16 protein-coding genes are annotated in these 20,858 nt (G+C 34.1%); 8 read left to right on the top strand and 8 right to left on the bottom strand.

The genetic code is table 11. The features are described 5' to 3' along the window. The first annotated feature begins 16 nt into the window (after window positions 1–16). Together ERX46_RS08750 and ERX46_RS08745 are read left to right on the top strand one after the other, a co-directional pair. Window positions 17–667: a LysE family translocator gene (locus tag ERX46_RS08750; protein WP_130093482.1), complete on the top strand. Its 651-nt coding sequence runs from the start codon at window positions 17–19 to the stop codon at window positions 665–667. A 51-nt stretch (window positions 668–718) separates the two neighbouring features. Further along, entirely contained in the window at window positions 719–2,440 is a 1,722-nt protein-coding gene (locus ERX46_RS08745; RefSeq protein ID WP_130093481.1) for a toxin-antitoxin system YwqK family antitoxin, read from the top strand. 257 nt (window positions 2,441–2,697) lie between these two features. On the opposite strand, the gene mgtE is transcribed toward ERX46_RS08745, so the two are convergent. Next, entirely contained in the window at window positions 2,698–4,047 is a 1,350-nt protein-coding gene (gene mgtE / locus ERX46_RS08740) for a magnesium transporter (protein ID WP_130093480.1), read from the bottom strand. Between the two features lie 1,318 nt (window positions 4,048–5,365). On the opposite strand from mgtE, the gene tnpA reads away from it, so the two are divergent. Beyond that, complete coding sequence (gene tnpA / locus ERX46_RS08735) at window positions 5,366–5,815, top strand: IS200/IS605 family transposase (protein ID WP_130093479.1); 450 nt, start codon at window positions 5,366–5,368, stop codon at window positions 5,813–5,815. 653 nt (window positions 5,816–6,468) lie between these two features. Here the strand turns inward: tnpA and rsmA are convergent. From rsmA to ERX46_RS08720, 3 genes are all read right to left on the bottom strand, one after another. Further along, complete coding sequence (gene rsmA, locus ERX46_RS08730; protein WP_130093478.1) at window positions 6,469–7,251, bottom strand: 16S rRNA (adenine(1518)-N(6)/adenine(1519)-N(6))-dimethyltransferase RsmA; 783 nt, start codon at window positions 7,249–7,251, stop codon at window positions 6,469–6,471. Window positions 7,252–7,253: 2 nt separating this feature from the next. Continuing rightward, window positions 7,254–7,565, bottom strand: a complete 312-nt coding sequence (locus ERX46_RS08725) for a DUF4286 family protein (RefSeq protein ID WP_130093477.1) — start codon at window positions 7,563–7,565, stop codon at window positions 7,254–7,256. A 419-nt stretch (window positions 7,566–7,984) separates the two neighbouring features. Continuing rightward, window positions 7,985–8,767 carry a DUF3108 domain-containing protein gene (locus tag ERX46_RS08720; protein WP_165366195.1) on the bottom strand — a complete coding sequence of 261 codons (783 nt, stop codon included), beginning with the start codon at window positions 8,765–8,767 and terminating at the stop codon, window positions 7,985–7,987. Window positions 8,768–8,946: 179 nt separating this feature from the next. Between ERX46_RS08720 and cls the strand changes: the two genes are divergently transcribed. Then, window positions 8,947–10,404 (top strand): cardiolipin synthase, encoded by a 1,458-nt coding sequence (gene cls, locus ERX46_RS08715; RefSeq protein ID WP_394345107.1) that lies wholly within the window; start codon window positions 8,947–8,949, stop codon window positions 10,402–10,404. A gap of 77 nt (window positions 10,405–10,481) precedes the next feature. Here cls and ERX46_RS08710 read toward each other — a convergent pair whose 3' ends face one another. The 4 genes from ERX46_RS08710 to ERX46_RS08695 all read right to left on the bottom strand — a co-directional run bounded on the left by ERX46_RS08710 (window position 10,482) and on the right by ERX46_RS08695 (window position 14,353). Beyond that, complete coding sequence (locus ERX46_RS08710; protein WP_130093475.1) at window positions 10,482–11,753, bottom strand: DEAD/DEAH box helicase; 1,272 nt, start codon at window positions 11,751–11,753, stop codon at window positions 10,482–10,484. Window positions 11,754–11,976: 223 nt separating this feature from the next. Then, complete coding sequence (locus tag ERX46_RS08705) at window positions 11,977–13,239, bottom strand: type II toxin-antitoxin system HipA family toxin (RefSeq protein WP_130093474.1); 1,263 nt, start codon at window positions 13,237–13,239, stop codon at window positions 11,977–11,979. A 3-nt stretch (window positions 13,240–13,242) separates the two neighbouring features. Continuing rightward, complete coding sequence (locus tag ERX46_RS08700) at window positions 13,243–13,668, bottom strand: helix-turn-helix domain-containing protein (protein ID WP_242494556.1); 426 nt, start codon at window positions 13,666–13,668, stop codon at window positions 13,243–13,245. Window positions 13,669–13,717: 49 nt separating this feature from the next. Beyond that, a complete protein-coding gene (locus ERX46_RS08695) occupies window positions 13,718–14,353 on the bottom strand; it encodes a carboxymuconolactone decarboxylase family protein (protein ID WP_130093472.1) in 636 nt (211 codons plus the stop codon). A gap of 384 nt (window positions 14,354–14,737) precedes the next feature. Between ERX46_RS08695 and ERX46_RS08690 the strand changes: the two genes are divergently transcribed. The 4 genes from ERX46_RS08690 (at window position 14,738) to ERX46_RS08675 (ending at window position 20,771) form a co-directional block, all read left to right on the top strand. Next, on the top strand, window positions 14,738–15,574 hold the full coding sequence (locus ERX46_RS08690) for a universal stress protein (protein WP_130093471.1): 837 nt from the start codon (window positions 14,738–14,740) through the stop codon (window positions 15,572–15,574). A 209-nt stretch (window positions 15,575–15,783) separates the two neighbouring features. Beyond that, a complete protein-coding gene (gene pta / locus ERX46_RS08685) occupies window positions 15,784–17,892 on the top strand; it encodes a phosphate acetyltransferase (protein WP_130093470.1) in 2,109 nt (702 codons plus the stop codon). A 9-nt stretch (window positions 17,893–17,901) separates the two neighbouring features. Next, on the top strand, window positions 17,902–19,092 hold the full coding sequence (locus tag ERX46_RS08680; protein WP_130093469.1) for an acetate/propionate family kinase: 1,191 nt from the start codon (window positions 17,902–17,904) through the stop codon (window positions 19,090–19,092). A 212-nt stretch (window positions 19,093–19,304) separates the two neighbouring features. Further along, window positions 19,305–20,771 (top strand): alpha/beta hydrolase-fold protein, encoded by a 1,467-nt coding sequence (locus ERX46_RS08675; protein WP_130093468.1) that lies wholly within the window; start codon window positions 19,305–19,307, stop codon window positions 20,769–20,771. The last annotated feature ends 87 nt before the right edge of the window (window positions 20,772–20,858 follow it).

The raw sequence follows: 20,858 nt of genomic DNA, 5'->3' as shown, positions 1-20,858 counted from the left end.
ATAGAACTAAAGTAAATTGAGCGAATTACTTCTAAAAGCGATTGTTACAGGATTAATCTTAAGCGTTATGCTTGGTCCTGCATTTTTTGTGCTTTTAGAGACAAGTATTAAAAGAGGGATTCGCGCTGCTTTGTCTTTTGATGCTGGTGTTTTAGTCAGTGATATTATTTATATTGTTATCGCTTATGTCTTTATTCAGCAAATCGAAGATCTTTCCAGTGGAGGTGATAATGCGTTAATTCGCGCCATTGGAGGTGTACTTTTTTTCGTTTATGGTTACCTTACCTTTGTCAAAAAAGTAGATACTGTTGAGGTCGCCAAAACAAAGAAAGTTAATGCTGATCCTAAAGATTATTGGATTTTATTCATCAAAGGATTGTTGTTGAATTTAGCAAACCCTTTGGTCGTTTTTTATTGGTTTTCTGTCATGGCATTGGGACACACGCGATCAAATGACGTACTTACCGGAGGTGAAATGATTCTCTATCTTTCAATTGTTTTATTTACATTTTTCGCCATTGATGTGGTGAAAATAGTTGGTGCTAAAAAATTACGTCCATTTATTACAGTAACTCTTTTGCGTTCATTAAATAGAATTACAGGATCTATATTGATGGTTTTTGGTGTGTTTTTGGTAATCAATAGCATCGTTATGTGGCTCAAATAAAATGTAACTTTTCTGATATTTTTGTTATACTGATATGTTAATATAGTTTCTATGATGTACAAAACAATTTTACTTTTTTTATTTGTATTCCTTTTCTTTAATGGATATAGCCAAACCAGAAAAGAAAGAAATCTTTCTAAGCGTCAAACTTTTTATTACGATCCAGCAACAAGGGTTCAAGTAGAAAGTCATGGCTATTATTATTCAGATGATTTAGGTGAAACCACTGAAAGACATGGTAAATGGTCATTTTTTAATAGAGAAGGAACATTGGTTGAAGAACGTCACTACGACAGAAATAAGCTAAATGGAGAAGTGATAAAGTACTATGGAAAAGAAAAAACACAAAGCATAGGCTATTTTTATCAAGATGAGCAAGACAGTATATTTATTGATTTTTCTTTAACTGGAGATACAACGCAAGTCGGGTATTTCAATTTAGGAGAACCAACAGGAAAATGGCGTTATTTTTATACGGATGGTGCTTTAAAAATGGTGGAAGAAATCATAGATGAAACCTCTTATGTTTGGCAGTTTTACGGAGCAGATACCGCGCATACACAATCTATAACAGACGGTAATGGTTCAATGGCGACATACTTTGGTAATGGTCGCTTAGAATCTTGGTACAATTACAAAGATGGATTACGACACGGAGTTTTTGAAGAAGCTTCTGTGAATGGATACTATTTAATGAAAGGATCTTTTATTGACAATAAACCCGAAGGGAAATGGGAATATTACTACTACACAGGAGATTTAGAAAAGATATCACATTATAAAAACGGTAAGTTAGAAGGTTCTTACATTTATTATTTCGACAATGGTCAGGTGAATGTTGAAGGTGAATTTTCAGAAGGAGAAAAAACAGGAGAATGGTTTTGGTATACTAATTCTGGAGTTATTGACATGAAAGGGTCTTTCAAGAATGGATTGCAAAATGGCTCGTGGATTTACAATTTTCCATCGGGAGAACTTTCTTATCGCGCCAAATACAAAGCAGGCAAGAAGGATGGGAAATGGACTTATAATTACAGAAATGGTAAAAAGTTTAAAGTAGGTCATTTCGAAAATGATTTAAAAAACGGAAGCTGGACTACTTGGTATGAGGATGGAACATTACTGATGGAAGGTGATTACAAAGACGACCTTGAAGAAGGAACTTGGAAAAATTACTGGGAAAATGGTCAGTTAAAAAACCAATCTGATTTCTCAAAAGGAAAACTAAATGGCGAATGGTTGTCGTTTTTTAATGATGGAAAACCACTTTCGAAAGGATTTTATGATCATGGTCAAAAATCTGGCGAATGGATAACTTTTTTTAGAAATGGAATGCCAAAAGATGTTGAGAATTTTAAAGTAGTTGAAAAGAAATCGAAGGTAAAATACGGTCCAACAAAAGACAGAGTAGTACGCATATCCGTTCCTCATGGAAAATCAATTGAGTATTCTCAAAAAGATTATTCAAAAACGCAGGAAGGAAAATACAAGAATGGTGAAAAGCATGGAACGTGGACAGTTTATCATCCAGGAGGTGTTTTGCCGGCAGTAATTTCAAATTATAAAAATGGAGAACTCCATGGTAAAATGAAAAATTATGAATTCAGAGGAAATAGAATTATCTCTGAAGCCGAATATAAAAACGGTGTAAAAGACGGGAAGGTTAAAATTTACGATGAAAACGGAAAAGTGGTAAAAGAACAGACCTTTAAAAATGGTATTCAGGTAATCGAAGGATCGAAATCAGGTACGTCATTTGCACCGTTAAGATAATGTTTGATTTGTTTTTTTATTGTAGAGACGCAATGCATTGCGTCTCCACAATAAAAAACATTGCACGTTAACACAAACCAAAATACCATTACACGTTAACACAAACCAAAACCATTGCACATTAACACAAATCAAAAACATTGCATGTGAACACAAACCAAAACCATTGCTCGTTAACACAAACCAAAATACCATTACATGTTAACACAAATCAAAAACCATTGCTCGTTAACACAAACCAAAATACCATTGCATGTTTACAAATCAAACACCATCATTCCCACAGCAAAGTAAATAAACAGTCCAACAACATCATTTAGAGTTGTAATAAACGGACCTGTTGCCACCGCGGGATCAACTTTGTACTTGTGTAAAATCAAAGGAATTAACGTCCCGAAAATCGCTGCGAAAAAGATCACAATAAATAAGGCGATACTTACAGAGATTCCCAATCTTATGTCTTGTAATAACCATGTGATTCCAAAAATGAAAATCCCACAAATAAGACCATTTAAAAGCCCTAGAAGAGCTTCTCTTTTTACTCGGGATAAAATACTACTGAATTGACTTGTTCCATTAGCAATTGACTGAACAACGATAGCACTTGACTGCACTCCAACATTTCCTCCCATTGCTGCTACCAGCGGAATAAAAAATGCCAATGAAGGAATTGCACCAATTTGTGTTTCGAAATTTCCAATTACTTGAGAACCTAAAACTCCTCCCATTAAACCAATCATCAACCAAGGAAGCCGGGCACGTGACATCTTTATGATTCCAGCATTGTGTTCTACATTCTCAGAAATACCCGAAGCCATCTGGAAATCTTTATCTGCCTCCTCACGAATAACATCAACGATATCATCAATGGTAATTCGTCCGACTAATTTCTTTTGTAAATCAAGCACAGGAACAGAAACCAAATCATATTTATCCATGACTCTCGCTACTTCCTCGGCGTCTTCATTGGTATAAACATAAGCCATGTTTGTATTCTCGTAAACATCTCTAACTACCGATTTTGCATTGGCAACTAATAAAGCACGAAGCGATAATGTTCCCACAAGTTTGTCATCATTATCGACTACATAAATGGTATGGACTTTGTCAACTTCTTCGGCTTGTCTTCGCAACTCAATTACACAACGATTAATTGGCCATTCGAGTTTTGCACGAATAAATTCCGTTTGCATTAATCCCCCAGCCGAATCTTCGTCATAATTTAAAAGATCAACTAATTCAGAAGCGTTTTCGCTGTCCATCTTAGAGATTACCTCCAGCTGCTTTGCAACAGACATCTCACCAAGAATATCCACCGCATCATCAGAATCTAAATTCTCTAATTGAAGTGCAAGTTGATCAGAATTGAATGTTTCAACGAAACGTTGACGTACATCGTCATCCAATTCCATTAAAACATCACCTTGTAAATCATGATCTAAATGGTCATAAATATACTTGGCCTCATCTCTATTTAGTTCGTCTAGAATTTCAGCAATATCTGCTGGGTGAAGTATGATGATTTCTTTCTCAATAAAATCGCTTTCGTTCTCAGCAATTAAATCTCTGATTTCATCTAAATATTCTCTAGTTAATTCGTACTGCATCTGGATAAGATTTTTGCAAATTTACGAAAGAAAAATCTAGAATTTTTCTTCATATAAATAAATCCTTGAGTTTTTTGATTGAAATAGCGTTTCAATCTATTATCGATCGCCACAGAGTGATGAAATGTTAATAGCTTTAGCTACTCAGTAATGCCATAAAGCCACAGGAGTGGCGACACGTGAATGTGTTTTAATTTTTCGATTGCTATGCGTTTTGTTTAAGAGAATAGTAACGATTTGTTTACAAGATGTGTGCATAGTTGCGTCATTCGGCAGCTGACGGGCTAAAAAACGCTAGCCGTTTTTTTTATTAACATATCACCTACTCTGTGGGGTGGATAGCGTAATAGTGAGGAACTCGTAAATAAGGGACAAGAATCATTTAGCTTGGTGTTTTTGAATTGAAGTTTCGTGTGTTTTTTTTGGACTACAGTCGTTTTTAATCATTATTTATCGCCACAGAGTGGTGAAGTGTTAATAAAAACCCTAAAACCATGAGATCCCAAGCCACAGAGTGGTGACATACGAATGTGCTTTCATCCTAAACGCTAACTACTTCAGAAAACAGATTGATGATTAAATAGCGTGTCGCCACTCTGTGGCTTTAAAAAAAACGTCTAACGTTTTTTTTATTAACACATCACCCACTCCGTGGGCTAGTTAGCGTAATAGTGAGAAACCAATAAATGCAAAACAAAAACAGTTTTAGCTTGATGTTCTAGATTGAAATTTCGTGTGGTTTTTTTGGAGTACAGTCGTTTTTAGTCATCATTTATCGCCACAGAGTGGTGAAGTGTTAATAAAAACCCTAAAACCATGAGATCCCAAGCCACAGAGTGGCGACATGTGAATGTGCTTTCATCCTAAACGCTAACCACTTCAGAAAACAGATTGATGATTGAATAGCGTGTCGCCACTCTGTGGCTTTTAAAAAAACGTAAGACGTTTTTTTATTAACATGTCACCCACTCTGTGGGCTTAATAACGAGAAATAAGAAATTATAGACAAGAATTGTTTTTGAATTGAAGTTTCGTGTGGTTTTTTTGGAGTACAGTAGTTTCTAAATCTACAATCCATTGCCACAGAGTGGTGAAGTGTTAATAAAAATCCTAAAGCCATGGGGTCCCAAGCCACAGAGTGGCGACATGTGAATGTGCTTTCATCCTAAACGCTAACCACTTCAGAAAACAGATTGATGATTGAATAGCAGGACACCACAAACGCAAAATCCAGAAATAAAAAAAATAATCCTAATCTATATCGCTTAATCTCAATTATTTCACTATCTTAATTTAGTAAATCTTAAAAACTTAAATCATGGGCGACACTTATTCAAAAATGTATTATCACATAATCTTTGCTGTGAGAAACAGAAAAAACCACATAGATAAATCTTGGAAAGAAGACTTAAACAAGTACATAACCGGAATTGTTAAGGCTCCAAAACAAAAAATGATGATTATTAACGGAATGCCAAATCATCTTCATATTCTATTAAGTAGTAATCCAAATTGCTTCATACCTGATCTAGTTAGAGATATTAAATCAAGTTCAACAAAATGGATTAATGAAAATCACTTTACGAGTAAGAAATTTACTTGGCAAAAAGGATATAGTGTTTTTACTATTGGATATTCTCAAGTACCAATGGTAACAAACTATATCAAAAATCAAGAAAAGCATCATAGTAGGAAAACTTTCGAAGAAGAATACCTAGAGTTTTTAGATACTTGTGAAGTGGAATATGACGAACGTTATGTGTTTTGATTCAGCAATACCAAAAGTATTAAAACCCACATAACCTTAGAGAATAGCGGTGATGTGTGCATAGTGCGTCACCACTCTGTGATATGTTAATAAAAAACTTTAGAAGTTTTTTATTAACATATCACCCACTCCGTGGGCTAGATAAAGAGAAGCAGATAAATGCAAAATAAAATCAGTTTTAGCTTGATGTTCTAGATTGAAACTTCGTGTGTTTTCTTTTTGGATTACAGTAGTTTTTTAATCTACAATCCATCGCCGCAGAGTGGTGAAGTGTTAGTAGCTTTAGCTACACTAAGAGTTTACAAAGCCACAGAGTGGCGACATATGAATGTGATTTCATCCTAAACGCTTACCAATTCAGAAAACAGATTGATGATTGAGTAGCACGTCACCACTCTGTGGCTTTTAAAAAAACGTCTAACGTTTTTTTTATTCACATATCACCCACTCCGTGGGCTAGTTAGCGTAATAGTGAGGAACCGATAAATATAAAACTAAAACAGTTTTAACTTGGTATTTTGGATTGAAATTTCGTGTGGTTTTTTTGGATTACAGTAGCTTTAGAATCTACAATCCATCGCCACAGAGTGATGAAGTGTTAATAAAAACACTAACACCACGAGATTCAAAGCCACAGAGTGGCGACATTAATACTACACCATCGCTTTTTCAACAATCTGCGTTAACTCAATAAAGTCATCGACACTTAATGTCTCTGCACGTTGTTTCAAAAACGGATGTTCTGGAAGCAAAGTCACATCAAGAACTACTTTTAAGCCATTCTTAACGGTTTTTCTGCGTTGATTAAAAGTAGATTTTATAATTCTTTTATACAAATCCTCGTCAACCGGTAAATGTGTGCGTTGATTTCTCAAACAGCTAATTACACCCGATTTTACTTTTGGTGGAGGATTAAAAACGTTTTCATGTACCGTAAAACAATACGAAATATCGTAATAGGTTTGCATTAAAACGCTTAGAATTCCATATTTCTTAGATCCTGGAGGCTCAGCAATTCTTTCCGCTACTTCTTTTTGAAACATTCCCATTATTTCAGGAATTTGGTTTCTGTATTCTATACAATGAAAAAGAATTTGGGAAGAGATATTATATGGGAAATTTCCAACTACAGCATAAGGTTTTCCATCAAAGAATTGTGAAAGATCTGTTTTTAGAAAATCATTTGAATGAATTTTATCATGAAGAGCAGGATAGGCTTCATTCAAAAATGCTACAGAATCTCTATCGATTTCCATCACATGTAAATCTGTTCCTTCAATATCCAAAAGGTATTTCGTGATTGCACCCATTCCTGGACCAATCTCTAAAATGTTATTAGCGCCTTGAAAATTCGTGTATTGCTGAACAATTTTTCTGCACGTATTTTCGTCAGTCAAAAAATGTTGACCTAAATGTTTTTTTGGTTGTACGCTCATGGTTATTTGTATTCTTGAACTACAGAAAGTAGTGTTCTAAATGAAGCGAATTTTCCTGAGAACTTTTCTGTATGTTCTTGTTGTAAACGCGGAGAATGTTGCTCATGATAAGTATCTAAATCTTCTTGAGAAATAGCGGTGTACATAATTGCATAAGTAATTCCACCTTCTTCTTCGCCGTGAACACGACAAATTTTACTGTCTCTAAAATGTCCAGTTGCCATTACATCAGGAACGTGGGTGTCGCGCATCCATGTTAGCCAATCTTCGGCCACGTTTACATCAAGACTAATTGTTACATTATATACTACCATGTTACAAATTTACGAAAGTGTATTCAATAGTTAAGCTTTTGGAGACAAAACAGTGTGTAAATGGAAAAACGGATGGTGTTTTAACCTCTTTTTCTCTTCCTTCTTCTAATAAGTTAAAACGGCTTAGTTCTAATCATCACCACATATTGTTATTATATACTTCAATATAGATTGTTCGAATTTTTGAGCATTATTCCACGTTTTTTAACCCCACCCAACTTAGCGCTGTCATCCTTTAATCAAAAAAATCTGAGATTTTAGTGATTGAAGGATCTTCTCGGAGAGCGAAGCCCTTTTGTTTCTTTAAATTGAATTATCAATTTTGCGATGATAGTTAGAACTGCGCCATTAAAACCATATTAACCAAAAAAACGCACAGTATTTCTACAGTGCGTTTCCTAAATTAGAACTATCTTATTTTACTTTATTGCAATGTCACCAACTAAACCTTCCCAATCTACAAGGTGCATTTTAATGCTTCCTACTGGAATTTTGGCTTTCACTAGAACTGGAATTCTGTTGGCATCATTGGTTACCCAAAATTCAACATCGTCTTCTTTTTCAAAGTATCTTCCTTGTTGAACAACAGGTTGAAATTTAAGACATTCGAATGTTCCTTTACGAATTTTAATATCTTCTTTTCCAACATATCTAACTTTTAAAGGCCAAACATCTTCATCCATGAAAACTTTAAACTCAGATACATCACCCACTTTCATGTTCTTGAAATCCAATGTTCTTGCATAATAGAAAGATGAAATCATGTCTTGAACTCCTAAAGGAACTTTGTATTCTTTTCCTTTTGATACAACTTTTTGTTTGTCCTGAGCAAAAACATATTCTTGTTCTTTTTCATAACCACCTTCGTTAATATCACGTAAGAATAACCAAGGAAAAACACCTGTTTTGTCGACATAAGATTCATAAACATCTTCAACTTTATAGAACCAATTAAATGCTCCAAGTGTTTTACCTTCTCCTTTCACGTGATAAAGTGGTCTTCCGTTTGCTCCTTTTTTCTTGGTTTCCTTTACAGTTAAAACTGCTTCCCCAGCATCCATTATTCCGTAACTGATACGGTAAGTTAATTTCTCTCCACTTGTAAAGCTTTTACTTTGGATTTTTGGGTAAGATATATTTGTTGAACTAGTCATTCCAACTAGTACAGCAGTTATGATAAATATTGAAATGATTGTTTTCATAGCTTTATAATTTTGTTTGGTATTGAGAATACAAAAAACTTGCCATTGTATCAAGAACATCGAATTCAAGTCTTTAAATTATCGTTTTAATCCTTCAATAGACTTGATTTTTTGATTAATTTCAAGCGTTGTATAAATAAGGCATACAAACACTATAACGAATTTAAAACGAAAATAGTATGGTAATTAGCTGGTGGATTTTGCAAATTCTTTACGCGCTTTTGGTAATATTAGTTTGCTTGCGAATTATTTATGATACACAGAGCTTTTCCAAAACCTTGGCTTATCTGCTGTTTGTGGTGATGGTTCCAGTTGTTGGAGTCATTTTCTATTTGTCCTTTGGAATCAATTATAGAAAAAGGAAAATGTACACCAAAAAATTAGTCAAAGATGAAGAGCTTTCAAAGCAATTAAGAAAACAGGTTTTAGCGTATTCACAAACGACTTACATGGGAGCGAAGGCGATTTTAAAGGATTACAAGAAGCTTATTAACATGATAACGAGTGATTCATTGAGCAGTATTTCGGCCAATAATGAAGTGAAATTATTGTTTAATGGTGAAAAAATGTTTCCTGAAGCAATTAAAGCTTTAAAACGTGCAAAACATCACATTCATATTCAATTTTACATTTTCGAAAATGATGTAATTGGAAATCAAATTGTAGACATTTTAATAGAAAAAGCACGAGAAGGAGTTAAAGTGAGGTTTATTTATGATGATTTTGGTAGTAAGGCCGTAAGAGGTAAAATGCACAAACGATTGGCAGCAGCCGGAGTAAAGGTGTTTCCTTTTCATAGAGTAATATTCATTTATTTCGCCAACCGATTAAATTATAGAAATCACAGGAAAATTATAATTATTGATGGCCAAGAAGCTTTTGTTGGCGGAATAAATGTGAGTGATAAATACATTAATTATCCCGATGCTCCTCACATGTATTGGAGAGATACACATATCCAAATTAAAGGTCATGCAGTTTTTTTCTTGCAACATACCTTTATGTGTGACTGGAATTTTTGTGCCCAAGACAACCTTGTTCCAACTGATGATTATTTTCCACCACCAGAAAGTTTCGAGATCAAAGACAATAAGATTGTACAAATTGTTGCCAGTGGACCGGATTCTCCAGTACCCACTATTTTATATTCTTTATTGCAAGCTATTAACTTAGCAAAAGAAGAAGTATTGATCACAACACCCTATTTTATTCCTGGAGAAAGTATGATAGAAGCCCTTGTCGTAGCAGCTTTAGGAGGGGTGAAAATTAAATTGCTTGTTCCTGGAGTATCTGATTCGAACATCGTAAATGCTGCATCACGTTCTTATTACGCTGAAATATTGAGAGCTGGAGTTGAGATTTATGTTTATCAAAAAGGGTTTGTGCACGCCAAAACAATGGTTGTCGATGGTAGAATTGCAATTGTAGGAACAGCAAACATGGATTATAGAAGTTTCGACCTCAATTTTGAGGTCAATGCCATTGTTTATGATGAAGAAACCGCTGCCGAATTAAGCGCGGCATTTTATCAAGATATTCAAGAAGCTGATCAAATTAATCCAGAGCAATGGTTTAATCGCTCTAAGAGATCCAAGTTAATTGAAAAAACCGTGAGGTTGGTTTCTCCATTGTTGTAGAAGCAAAAAAGCAGCGAATTCCCAATTTTCATTGTTCTATTCACTGCTTTAAGTTTATGTTTTGAAAAATCTAGAAATCAGTCTCTCCTTGGAGCGCGACTTCTGTTGTTATTATTACCTTTTTTGTTTTGTGGTTTTCTTTGACCACCGCCTCCGCCGCCTCTACCTCTTTGTTGCTGTTTTGGTGGTTTTGCGTTTTTATCTTCAATTTCTTCCTCAACTTCAGGATGTGGATCCATTACTGGAATTTTCTGCTTGATGAGTTTTTCAATGTCTCTTAAATAAGCACGTTCTTCGTTTTCACAAAAAGACAAAGCGATTCCACTTGCATGTGCACGACCAGTTCTACCAATTCGGTGAACATAAGTTTCAGCAACATTTGGTAAATCGTAGTTTACTACTAAAGACAATTGGTCAACATCGATTCCTCGCGCTGCAATATCAGTAGCAATTAAAACTTGAATCCTTCCTTCTTTAAATCCTCCCAAAGCAGCTTCACGCTGTGGTTGAGATTTATTTCCGTGAATAGCAGCAGATTTAATATCTACTTGATCTAATTTCTTAACGATTTTATTAGCTCCGTGTTTCGTGCGAGAAAATACTAAAACAGATTCTCCTGGACGGTCTTTAATGAGGTTTGCTAATAGATCAACTTTGTTTCCTTTACTTACAAAATAAACCCCTTGCTCTACTTTTTCAGCAGTTGCTTGTTGTGGTTTAATTGTTACTTGTTCAAATTCACCTAAAATCTTTTTAGACAATTCAACAATTGATTTCGGCATGGTAGCAGAAAAGAAAAGGGATTGTCTTTTTGGTGGAAGCTGAGCGATAATCTTTTTGATATCGTGAATAAAGCCCATGTCGAGCATTTGATCCGCTTCATCCAAAACTACAAATTCCAAATCACGGAAAGTAATATAACCTTGGTTCACTAAATCGAGTAAACGACCTGGAGTTGCAACTAAAATATCAACACCTTGTTTAAGGCGCGCTACTTGTTTGGTTTGTTTTACACCACCGTAAATAACAGTAGTTCTTAAACCAGTGTGTCTACCGTAAGCAGTAAAACTCTCATCAATTTGAATAGCTAATTCACGTGTTGGCGTTACCACCAAAGCACGAATTCTGCGTCTACCGTTCGAATTATTATTCGAATTGTACAAATGATGTAAGATTGGAATTCCAAAAGCAGCTGTTTTACCAGTACCTGTTTGTGCAACACCCAAAAGGTCTTTTCCTTTCAATAAGATTGGAATAGATTGTTCTTGAATTGGGGTTGGATTTTCGTAGCCTTCTTCTTCGAGGGCTTTTAATATGGGTTCGGCTAAGCCGAGTTGTTTAAATGTCATGTATTATATATAAGTTGCAAAGGTAGTGTTTTTTTAATGATTAATTATTAATGGGTAATTGTTAACGCGATAGAGTTGGTTTTAATATTTGATTTTCAGCAGGTAACAGTTGGATAAGTGTTGATTAAAAATGATGAAATCATTCCATTTTTCTTTGGGCTGACAAAAGCTTTCCGTCTCTTCAATTATCAATTATCAATTATCAATTATCAATTATCAATTATCAATTATCAATTATCAATTTGAATGCTGATTCCATGATACTTTGTTCCTTGTTTGAAATACCAATTTTCTTAGCAATATTTTTCCAATTTTTCACTACTTTAATAATTTCTTCGATTATTTCGTTCATTTCTTTTTCATTTAATCGGAAAAATTCTCCAACGCTTTTTGCAAGTTCAAAACTTAGTGCATTGTCATCCATATCAATATTTAAAGAAAGTCCATTCTTATCAGTTGAAGGATTTATGTCATATGCAGGAGAAAGTTCCCATCCCTTTTCGGTCAATATAAAACCGTGATTTCTTAGATGATCATCAGTATTTGAAACTGCAATGTTAAAAACAATTCTGCGCCAGAGCTTTTTTAAATTCATATTGACATTTGCTCCATAGTTCTCAATAACATCAACTATGTCTAAATAGCTTGGATGTTTGGTTTTAAGAGTTTCTTCCGTGTTTCCTGTCATTGTCATGGCTGATGCAAAGTGAATTCTATTTTTGTTTTTTCGGTCGAATCTTTTAGTTAAAAATGTGTGATGTAATCCTGAAATCTTTTCTATTTTCGATTCTGACATTTCTATACCACAAGCAATCGCTAGTTCGTAAGTTAGAAATTCCCATGCCGCTTTATCTACAATATCTGTTTTTGAAGGGAATTTAGCAATCCATAGACTTTTATCTATTCCAAGAATATTGGCTTTTGGCCTAGCGCCACCAAGTGATGATCCAGGCGCTATAAGAATAGAGAGCCAATGATTTATATTTTCATTATTAGAATCTTCTTCAAGATGTTTAACAGCATTCTGTAAATCACCAATTGATGACCATGGTGGAGTTGGGTTCGAATTATCATTATCTAGAAAATCTTCTTTTCGATTAGTTTTAAATCGAATCGCTCCCATACGACTTTCATCGTAAACGCCTAATAAATAATCAATTTCGTATAGCGTTTTACTTTTTTTATTTTCAAGTCTTGCTTTTTGTGCTTCACGTCGTTTCATTAAAGTTTTACCCCAAGTGTCTGGCATGCTATCCAAGAATATACCAAAATTTTCTTTATTATCTGGATATTGTGGCCCAGTAAAGAATGAAATTTCTGGGTCTAATAATTGAAATACGCCTCTCTTCAACCATTCTTTATTGTACTCGAAACTGAATGTCTTTTTTCCTTTTGCAAAATGAGCAGAGAGTATTCCTATTTCAGCAGGGCCATTTAATTCTTCCCAATCCGCATAAACATAAATATCAAATTTTCCTTTTCCCATATTCTATAATAAATCAAGATCTTGAAGTTTTCTGCCAAAGACATCATCTTTTGCTATGTTCTTAAAGTCTCCTTCTAAGCTAAGGACTTTTAGCACATTGAAATATATTCCAATAGCGACAGAAGGATCTCCCTTTTCGATGCGATTTAAAGTAGAACGGTGAACTCCAGCACGTTCTGAAACTTGTTCAGTAGTTAGCTTTCGTCGTTTTCGTGCAAGTTTGATGTTTTCCCCTATTTCATCAAAAATTTGTTGATACTTGGGAAGAAGATTTACTTTTTTAGAACTCATTTGTCGCTTATTTCCACCAAAAATAGTGATTTTGTCGTTAATAAGCGACGTTGTTGGATTAGAATGTTGATTAATAATGATAAAATCATTCCATTTTTCTTTGGGCTGACAAAAGCTTTGCGTCTCTTCAATTATCAATTATCAATTATCAATTATCAATTATCAATTATCAATTATCAATTATCAGCTAGTCTTTCGCAAATTTCTTATTCGAAAATCCAAACAATTTTCGAATAAGGTGGTGAATAATAACAAATGGAAGCGCTAGCAATCCTGAAATCATCATTCCTAATTCATAGAAAAGCGAACTGTCTTTAAACGGTTTTCCTTTTAATCTTGATTGAAAAGCACTGAAAGGAATTCCATACATGTTTCCAGCAATCATAACTTGACAAGCGGCCAAGATAATCTCTGCTTTCTCTTCTCCATATTCTTTTACAATTGAATCGAAGGCGTATTTTTTTGGACGACCAGTTTCATCAGCGAAGTGTTGCGCAAAAACTATTGCTTTTGCTTCTTCTGGAAGAATAAAACTGTCTCCACCACTCAAAAAACTGCTAATTTCTTCATTACTCATTCCTTGTTTTAGCGCCATTTTAGTGTGCTGGTATGAACATGCAGCACAACCATTTACTTCGGTTACTGCTAGCTGTAAACGCTCTACAAAATCTGGATGAAGTAAGCCTCTCTTTTTGTTTTTGGACAATACAGAAAATGCCCTAGCCGCATAAATAAAGGAGAAATACATTTGTCCAAAGCTAAATTTACGTTTGAATTCTGCTCTTGAACTTACTTCATGTGGTATCGTGATATCTTGTTTCATTACTTTGCTGTGAGTGAAATTATTTTATGACTTGGTCAACAGCGCAAGTTAACTAATAGTAGTATAAATGTGTGTAACAATGGTAACCTTCTTAATGGTTAATTATCAATCGTTTAATTATTAACGCTACCACGAATTGGAAACTCTCGGTAGCGACTGTGGTTGTTGATTAAAAATGATAAAATAATTCCGCTTTTCTTTGGCCTGAAAAAAACTTTCCGTCTCTTCAATTATCAATTATCAATTATCAATTATCAATTATCAATTATCAATTATCAATTATCAATTATCAATTATCAATTATCATTCGAAAACTGACAATAATCACTGTTATATTATTTGCTGATGCATTCAATATGAGTTATTTTTGAATAAAAAGTCATTATGAAGAATATATTATTACCTACAGATTTTTCTGAGAATTCTTGGAATGCTATTTCCTATGCATCACAATTGGTCAAAAATGAAAATTGCACTTTCTATTTGTTGAACACATACAAGTTAGTAGTTTATGGGACAGAATATGCCGTTCCAAATCCCTCTAGAATTGAGCTAACGGAAACAATCAAGAATGCGTCTAAGAATGGTTTAGAGAAAATAAGTCAGCGCTTTGAAAAAGAGCTTAGTAATCCAAAACATAAAATTAAATCAGTTTCATCTTTCGGGACATTAACTGGAGCGATGGAAGATTTGGACAAGGAACATGGTATGGATTTAATTGTAATGGGAACAAAAGGAGCAACCGGAGCAATGAAGGTTTTGTTTGGATCAAACACGGTTGATGTTTTGAATAATTCAAAATGTCCGGTTTTGGCTATTCCAGATGAATTTAAGTTCGAAGTGCCTCGCGAAATATTATTTCCATCAGATTATAGCATTGCTTTTGACGAAAAACATGTAAAGCCAATTCTTGAAATTGCGAAAGAATATCAATCAACAATCCATAGTTTGCATGTCTATAACGAGAGGAGATTATCAGAAGAACAACTAGACAACAGAAATCTCCTTGAAGAAATCTTAGAGGACATCGCATTTGAAATTCATAACGTTGAAGACCAGAAAATTCCTGAAGCAGTTGAAAAATTTCAGTCAGAAAATAATATTGATCTATTGGTGATGATTAATAATAAGCACACTTTCTTTGAAAATTTGTTCTTTAAGAATAAGATTAACGAAATTGGTTTTCAGTTAGCAATTCCATTTTTAGTGATTCCTTCTTAATTAAGGGGTGAAAGCTAAAAGATTAAGCTATTTAGTTTTCGATAAAAACCTCCGATTTTGAGCCTGCTTGTAATGACTATTTAGCATTAAATGATTGATGTCAGGTTCTACCATTTATAATTTTTTCCACTTTGCTTTACGCAGCTTAATTGTTAAATTTGTTAACCAATTTAAGGTGATTATTAAAATTAAAGCTAGGTAAGCTAAAGATGAAGAAAGCAGCCAATAAAGCAATTTATATTGCAACAACAGAACCAAATAGCGGGAAATCAATTGTCTCTTTGGGATTGATGCAATTGTTGTTAGGAAGAGCCTCAAAAGTAGGATATTTCAGACCAATAATTGACGATCCAAAAGAAGGGAAAATCGATAACCATATCAATACAGTTATTAGTTATTTCAACTTAGACTTGAAGTTCGAAGATGCTTATGCATTTACACGGAGTGAAGTGATTAGAAAGAAAAACGAGAACAAAGACGATGAAATTATCAGTAAAATTATTGATAAATATAAAGCCGTTGAAGAGCGTTTCGATTTCATTTTAATTGAAGGAACTAGCTTTTCTGGCGAAGGATCGATTGGTGAATTTGATATCAATGTTTTAATTGCCAAAAATCTTGGTGTTCCAGCCATTATTTTAGAAAGTGGTGTGGGCAAAACTCTAAATGAATTAGTAAGTAATTTACACATGGCTTACGATACTTTTAGAGATAAAGGCGTTGAAGTTTTATCAATTATTGGAAATAAAGTAGAACAGCAAAACATTGAATTAGTGGTTTCTGAATTAGAAAAACACTTTCCTTCTGATGTAATTGTGAATGCTATTCCTTTGAATCCTTTATTAGCAAATCCATCGATTAAAGAAATTGTAAAAGTATTGAATGCGAAAGTTCTATTTGGTGAAGCTTTCATCAATAATCAAGCTGGATATTTTAGTGTTGGAGCGATGCAATTGCCTAATTATTTGAATCATTTATTGGTGGAAGATAGTCTAGTGATAACTCCCGGAGATAGAGCCGATCTTATCTTAGGTGCTTTACAAGCTAACGTTTCTGATAATTATCCAAGTGTTTCTGGTATTGTTTTAACGGGAGGATTAGTTCCAGAAGAATCTATAAATAAATTGATTGAAGGACTTTCAGATGTCGTTCCAATTATTGCAGTGGATGGAGGAACTTTTGCTGTGGTAAATGCGATTGGAGCAATAAAATCTCAAATTTATGCTGAAAACACACAGAAAATTAGCACTTCGATTAAAGATTTTGAGAAATATGTCAAAGTTGATGAATTAATTGAACGATTGATCACTTTTGAAACTAAAGGAATTACTCCAAGAATGTTTCAATATAATTTATTGAAAAAAGCAAAATCTAATAAAAAACATATTGTTTTACCGGAAGGATTAGATGAACGTATTTTAAGAGCAACTAAACAATTAATTGAAGTAGACGCAGCAGAAATAACTTTGCTTGGAGACAAAAAAGCGATTGAAGAAAAATTAATAGCGCTTGATATTGCATTAGATCTTAACAAGGTAAATATTATTGACCCCGTTGAATCTATTCATTTTGAAAAGTATGCCACAACGCTTTATGAATTGCGTAAACATAAGAATGTCAATCTCGTAATGGCGAAAGACTTGATGGAAGATGTTTCTTATTTTGGATCAATGATGGTTTACATGGGCGATGCCGACGGAATGGTTTCGGGTGCAATTCATACCACTCAGCATACAATTCGACCAGCACTTCAGTTCATTAAAACAAAGCCTGAAGCTTCCATAGTTTCTTCGGTATTTTTTATGTGTTTAGAAGACCGCGTTTCAGTTTATGGAGATTGTGCAATTAACCCAAATCCAAATTCAGAGGAATTGGCGGAAATAGCTATTTCATCCGCTGCCACAAGTGTAGCGTTTGATATTGATCCAAAAATTGCAATGCTTTCTTATTCTTCAGGAACTTCTGGAGTAGGTGAAGATGTGGAGAGAGTGAGAAAAGCTACAGAAATTGTGAAGCTGAAAAGACCCGATTTAAAAGTAGAAGGACCAATTCAATATGATGCTGCAGTAGATATGCGAGTAGGGAAATTGAAGCTTCCAGAATCTGAAGTTGCGGGTCAAGCCAATGTGTTTATTTTCCCAGATTTGAACACTGGAAACAACACTTACAAAGCTGTTCAAAGAGAAACAAAAGCTTTGGCAATTGGTCCAATAATTCAAGGATTGAATAAACCAGTAAATGATTTAAGTAGAGGTTGTACGGTGGATGATATTTTCAATACGGTTGTCGTAACGGCTATTCAAGCACAAGATATTTAAAAGATAAGGATGAAGATTTTAGTACTTAACTCAGGAAGTTCTTCTATAAAATTTCAGTTGATAGAAATGCCTTCCGAAGCATTATTGTGCAGTGGATTGTTAGAGAAAATTGGTTCAGAAGATGCGATTATCAATTATAAATCAAAGGATATTGATTTTAAAAAGATTCTAGCAATAGAAACTTATAACCAAGGCCTTCAAAAGATTGTAGATTTATTATTGGACAGTGAAAAAGGAGTAATTACAAGCACTGATGAAATTAAAATAGTGGGACACCGTGTGGTGCATGGAGGAAATTCATTTTCTGATACCACTTTAATTACAGCAGAAGTTAAAGAGAAAATCAAAGAGTTTTGTCCTTTAGCGCCTTTGCATAATCCTGCGAATTTAGAAGGGATTATTGTATCGGAAGAACTCTTTCCGTTGGCAAAACAAGTTGCGGTTTTCGACACTGCTTTTCATCAAACTATCCCTGAGAAATCAAAAAAATACGCTATTCCAAAAGAGTTAACTGAAAAAGCAGAAATTCAATTATATGGTTTTCATGGAATAAGTCACAAATATGTTTCTGAAAAAGCAATTGAGTTTTTAAAACTTAAAACTTCTAAAATTATCAGCATTCACTTAGGAAATGGATGCAGTATGACAGCAATTAAAGACGGAATCAGTATTGATCATAGTCTCGGTTTTGCTCCTGCAAATGGACTAATAATGGGAACCCGAAGTGGAGATATTGATCATTCCATTATCTTTTATTTAGTAAATTATTTAGGGTACAGTTTGGATGAGGTCAACACTTTACTCACCAAAAAGAGCGGTATGTTAGGCTTAACAGGTTTCAGCGATTTAAGAGACATTATTGCAGAAGCTGAAAAAGGGGATAAAGATTGTATTTTAGCGTTGGAAATGAATACGTATCGCATTAAGAAATATATTGGTTCATACATTTCAGCCATGAACGGAGTAGATGCTATTGTTTTTACTGCAGGAATTGGTGAAAACGCAAATCTGATTAGAAAAATGGTTTGTGAAGAGTTGGATTTCTTTGGAATTAACTTTGATGATTCTAAAAACCAAATTAAATCAAATGCAATAAGAGAAATTAATAGTGAAGATTCTAAAGTGAAGGTGTTGGTTGTTCCAACTAATGAAGAGATTGAAATTACTAAACAAGCGTATTTTTTAATTGTTAATTATTAATGGTTAACGTGGGTTGAATTGATTATTTGGTTGGGGTTTTGAGAATTGGTTAATTGTAAGTGGATATTGCGATAGGTATTTTTTTACAGTTAATTATTAATCCGCCAGTTGTCGGACAAGTTGGTTAACGTGGGTTGAATTGATTATTTGGTTGAGGTTAATGGTATGGTTGTGAGGTTGTTTTTGATTGTTTATTTTTAAAATTTATACTTATGAAGATTAAATATTTTTTCAGCATTCTATTTCTAATTTTTGGCTTGCAATCGAAATCACAAGTTTTTGAAGTGAGCTATGCTTCTGAATTAATTGAGAAAGATTTTTCAGGGAGTATTTTGCTTTATCTTTCTAAAGAAAACAAATCTCCAAAAGATATTTTTGTTGGACTTGAATTAACGCCAATTTTTAGGGTTGACGTTAAGAGTTTAAAAGCGAATGAAAACGCAATATTTAATGATAATGCTGTTTCTTATCCTGTTGAATTATCCAATATCGAAAGAGGTGAATATTATGTTCAAGCAGTTTTTGACTTAGCTATTGGTGAAGCAAATATTGGTTCAAGCTCAGGAAATATCTATTCTAATCCTATTAAAGTCAATTTGACAAAGGATTTTGATAAGGTTTTTACTATTAAAGCTGACCAAGTTATTCAACCTACAAAACTCATGGAGACAGAGTTTATAAAGGAGTTAAGTGTAAAATCAAAATTACTCAGCAAGTTTCACGGTAAGGATATTTACGTAAATGCTGCGGTCACATTGCCTGCCGATTATTACGAAAATCCGAAAGCAAAATACCCTGTTGTTTTTTCTACTTCTGGATTTGGAGGGAGTTACAAATATGCTAATGGTAAAGAAAAATACCAATTCGGTGATCAGTCTGCCATCGTTGTAAAATTAGATGGTGTTTGTTCTGAAGGACATTCAACTTATGCCAACAGCGATGTTAATGGTCCTTGGGGAGACGCACTTGTGAAAGAATTTATCCCGGCGCTCAATAAGAATTACAGAACCAATAAAGCTAATTTTTTATTTGGTCACAGCAGTGGAGGTTGGACAAGTTTATGGCTTCAAATCAATTATCCTGATGTCTTTTCGGGTGCTTGGGCAAGTGCTCCAGATCAGGTAGATTTTAGAAATTATCAAAACAAAAATATTTATGAAGCTAAGAATCTATTTTATGATGAAACAGGCAGGTTATTAGCTGATGTAACCCTAGCGGGAAGATTCCCTGTGATCAGCGCAAAAGACTTTTATCTCACCGAAAATGTAATTTACAGAGGTTCTCAAATGCGTTCTTTCGATGCAGTTTTTGGTGGATATGATGAGAATGGAGATAGAATTAGACTATTGAAAAACCCAACGGGTGAAATCAATAAAGCGGCGCTACCATTATGGAAAAGATATGATATTTCACTTCTATTGAGAGAAAATTGGAGTGAATATAAAGACGCTGTGAATGGAAAAATTAGAATTTCAATTGGAACAAGTGATAACTTTCATTTGCACCATTCGGTGAGGTTATTAGAAAAAGAAATGAAAGAATTGGATGCCAAAATGGAATTTGAATATTATCCAGGTGACCATTTTACCATTTTCACAGAAGAGTATAAGAAAGATGGAGCGGATTTCTTGACAAAATGCTATGAGAATTGGTTGGAAAAAACGTTGATTAATGATTAATTTTTAAGGTTTAATTATTAACGAGTTTGACTTGAAGGTTTGATGTGGTTTTAACCGCAAAGGCTTGGGATGAATCACGGAGGTCGC

It is taken from the genome of Brumimicrobium glaciale (assembly GCF_004152935.1).
Taxonomy (GTDB): domain Bacteria; phylum Bacteroidota; class Bacteroidia; order Flavobacteriales_D; family Crocinitomicaceae; genus Brumimicrobium; species Brumimicrobium glaciale.
The sequence above is the reverse complement of the archived record's forward strand: the minus strand, read 5'-3'. Positions and strand labels throughout refer to the sequence as shown.

Excerpts from the sequence above, each read along its gene's own strand:
- ERX46_RS08720 (WP_165366195.1), bottom strand. The coding sequence starts at position 8,767 with ATGAAAACAATCATTTCAATATTTATCATAACTGCTGTACTAGTTGGA.
- ERX46_RS08745 (WP_130093481.1), top strand. The coding sequence starts at position 719 with ATGATGTACAAAACAATTTTACTTTTTTTATTTGTATTCCTTTTCTTT.
- ERX46_RS08725 (WP_130093477.1), bottom strand. The coding sequence starts at position 7,565 with ATGGTAGTATATAATGTAACAATTAGTCTTGATGTAAACGTGGCCGAA.
- ERX46_RS08705 (WP_130093474.1), bottom strand. The coding sequence starts at position 13,239 with ATGGGAAAAGGAAAATTTGATATTTATGTTTATGCGGATTGGGAAGAA.
- tnpA (WP_130093479.1), top strand. The coding sequence starts at position 5,366 with ATGGGCGACACTTATTCAAAAATGTATTATCACATAATCTTTGCTGTG.
- mgtE (WP_130093480.1), bottom strand. The coding sequence starts at position 4,047 with ATGCAGTACGAATTAACTAGAGAATATTTAGATGAAATCAGAGATTTA.
- ERX46_RS08675 (WP_130093468.1), top strand. The coding sequence starts at position 19,305 with ATGAAGATTAAATATTTTTTCAGCATTCTATTTCTAATTTTTGGCTTG.
- rsmA (WP_130093478.1), bottom strand. The coding sequence starts at position 7,251 with ATGAGCGTACAACCAAAAAAACATTTAGGTCAACATTTTTTGACTGAC.
- pta (WP_130093470.1), top strand. The coding sequence starts at position 15,784 with ATGAAGAAAGCAGCCAATAAAGCAATTTATATTGCAACAACAGAACCA.
- ERX46_RS08695 (WP_130093472.1), bottom strand. The coding sequence starts at position 14,353 with ATGAAACAAGATATCACGATACCACATGAAGTAAGTTCAAGAGCAGAA.
- cls (WP_394345107.1), top strand. The coding sequence starts at position 8,947 with ATGGTAATTAGCTGGTGGATTTTGCAAATTCTTTACGCGCTTTTGGTA.
- ERX46_RS08710 (WP_130093475.1), bottom strand. The coding sequence starts at position 11,753 with ATGACATTTAAACAACTCGGCTTAGCCGAACCCATATTAAAAGCCCTC.
- ERX46_RS08690 (WP_130093471.1), top strand. The coding sequence starts at position 14,738 with ATGAAGAATATATTATTACCTACAGATTTTTCTGAGAATTCTTGGAAT.
- ERX46_RS08680 (WP_130093469.1), top strand. The coding sequence starts at position 17,902 with ATGAAGATTTTAGTACTTAACTCAGGAAGTTCTTCTATAAAATTTCAG.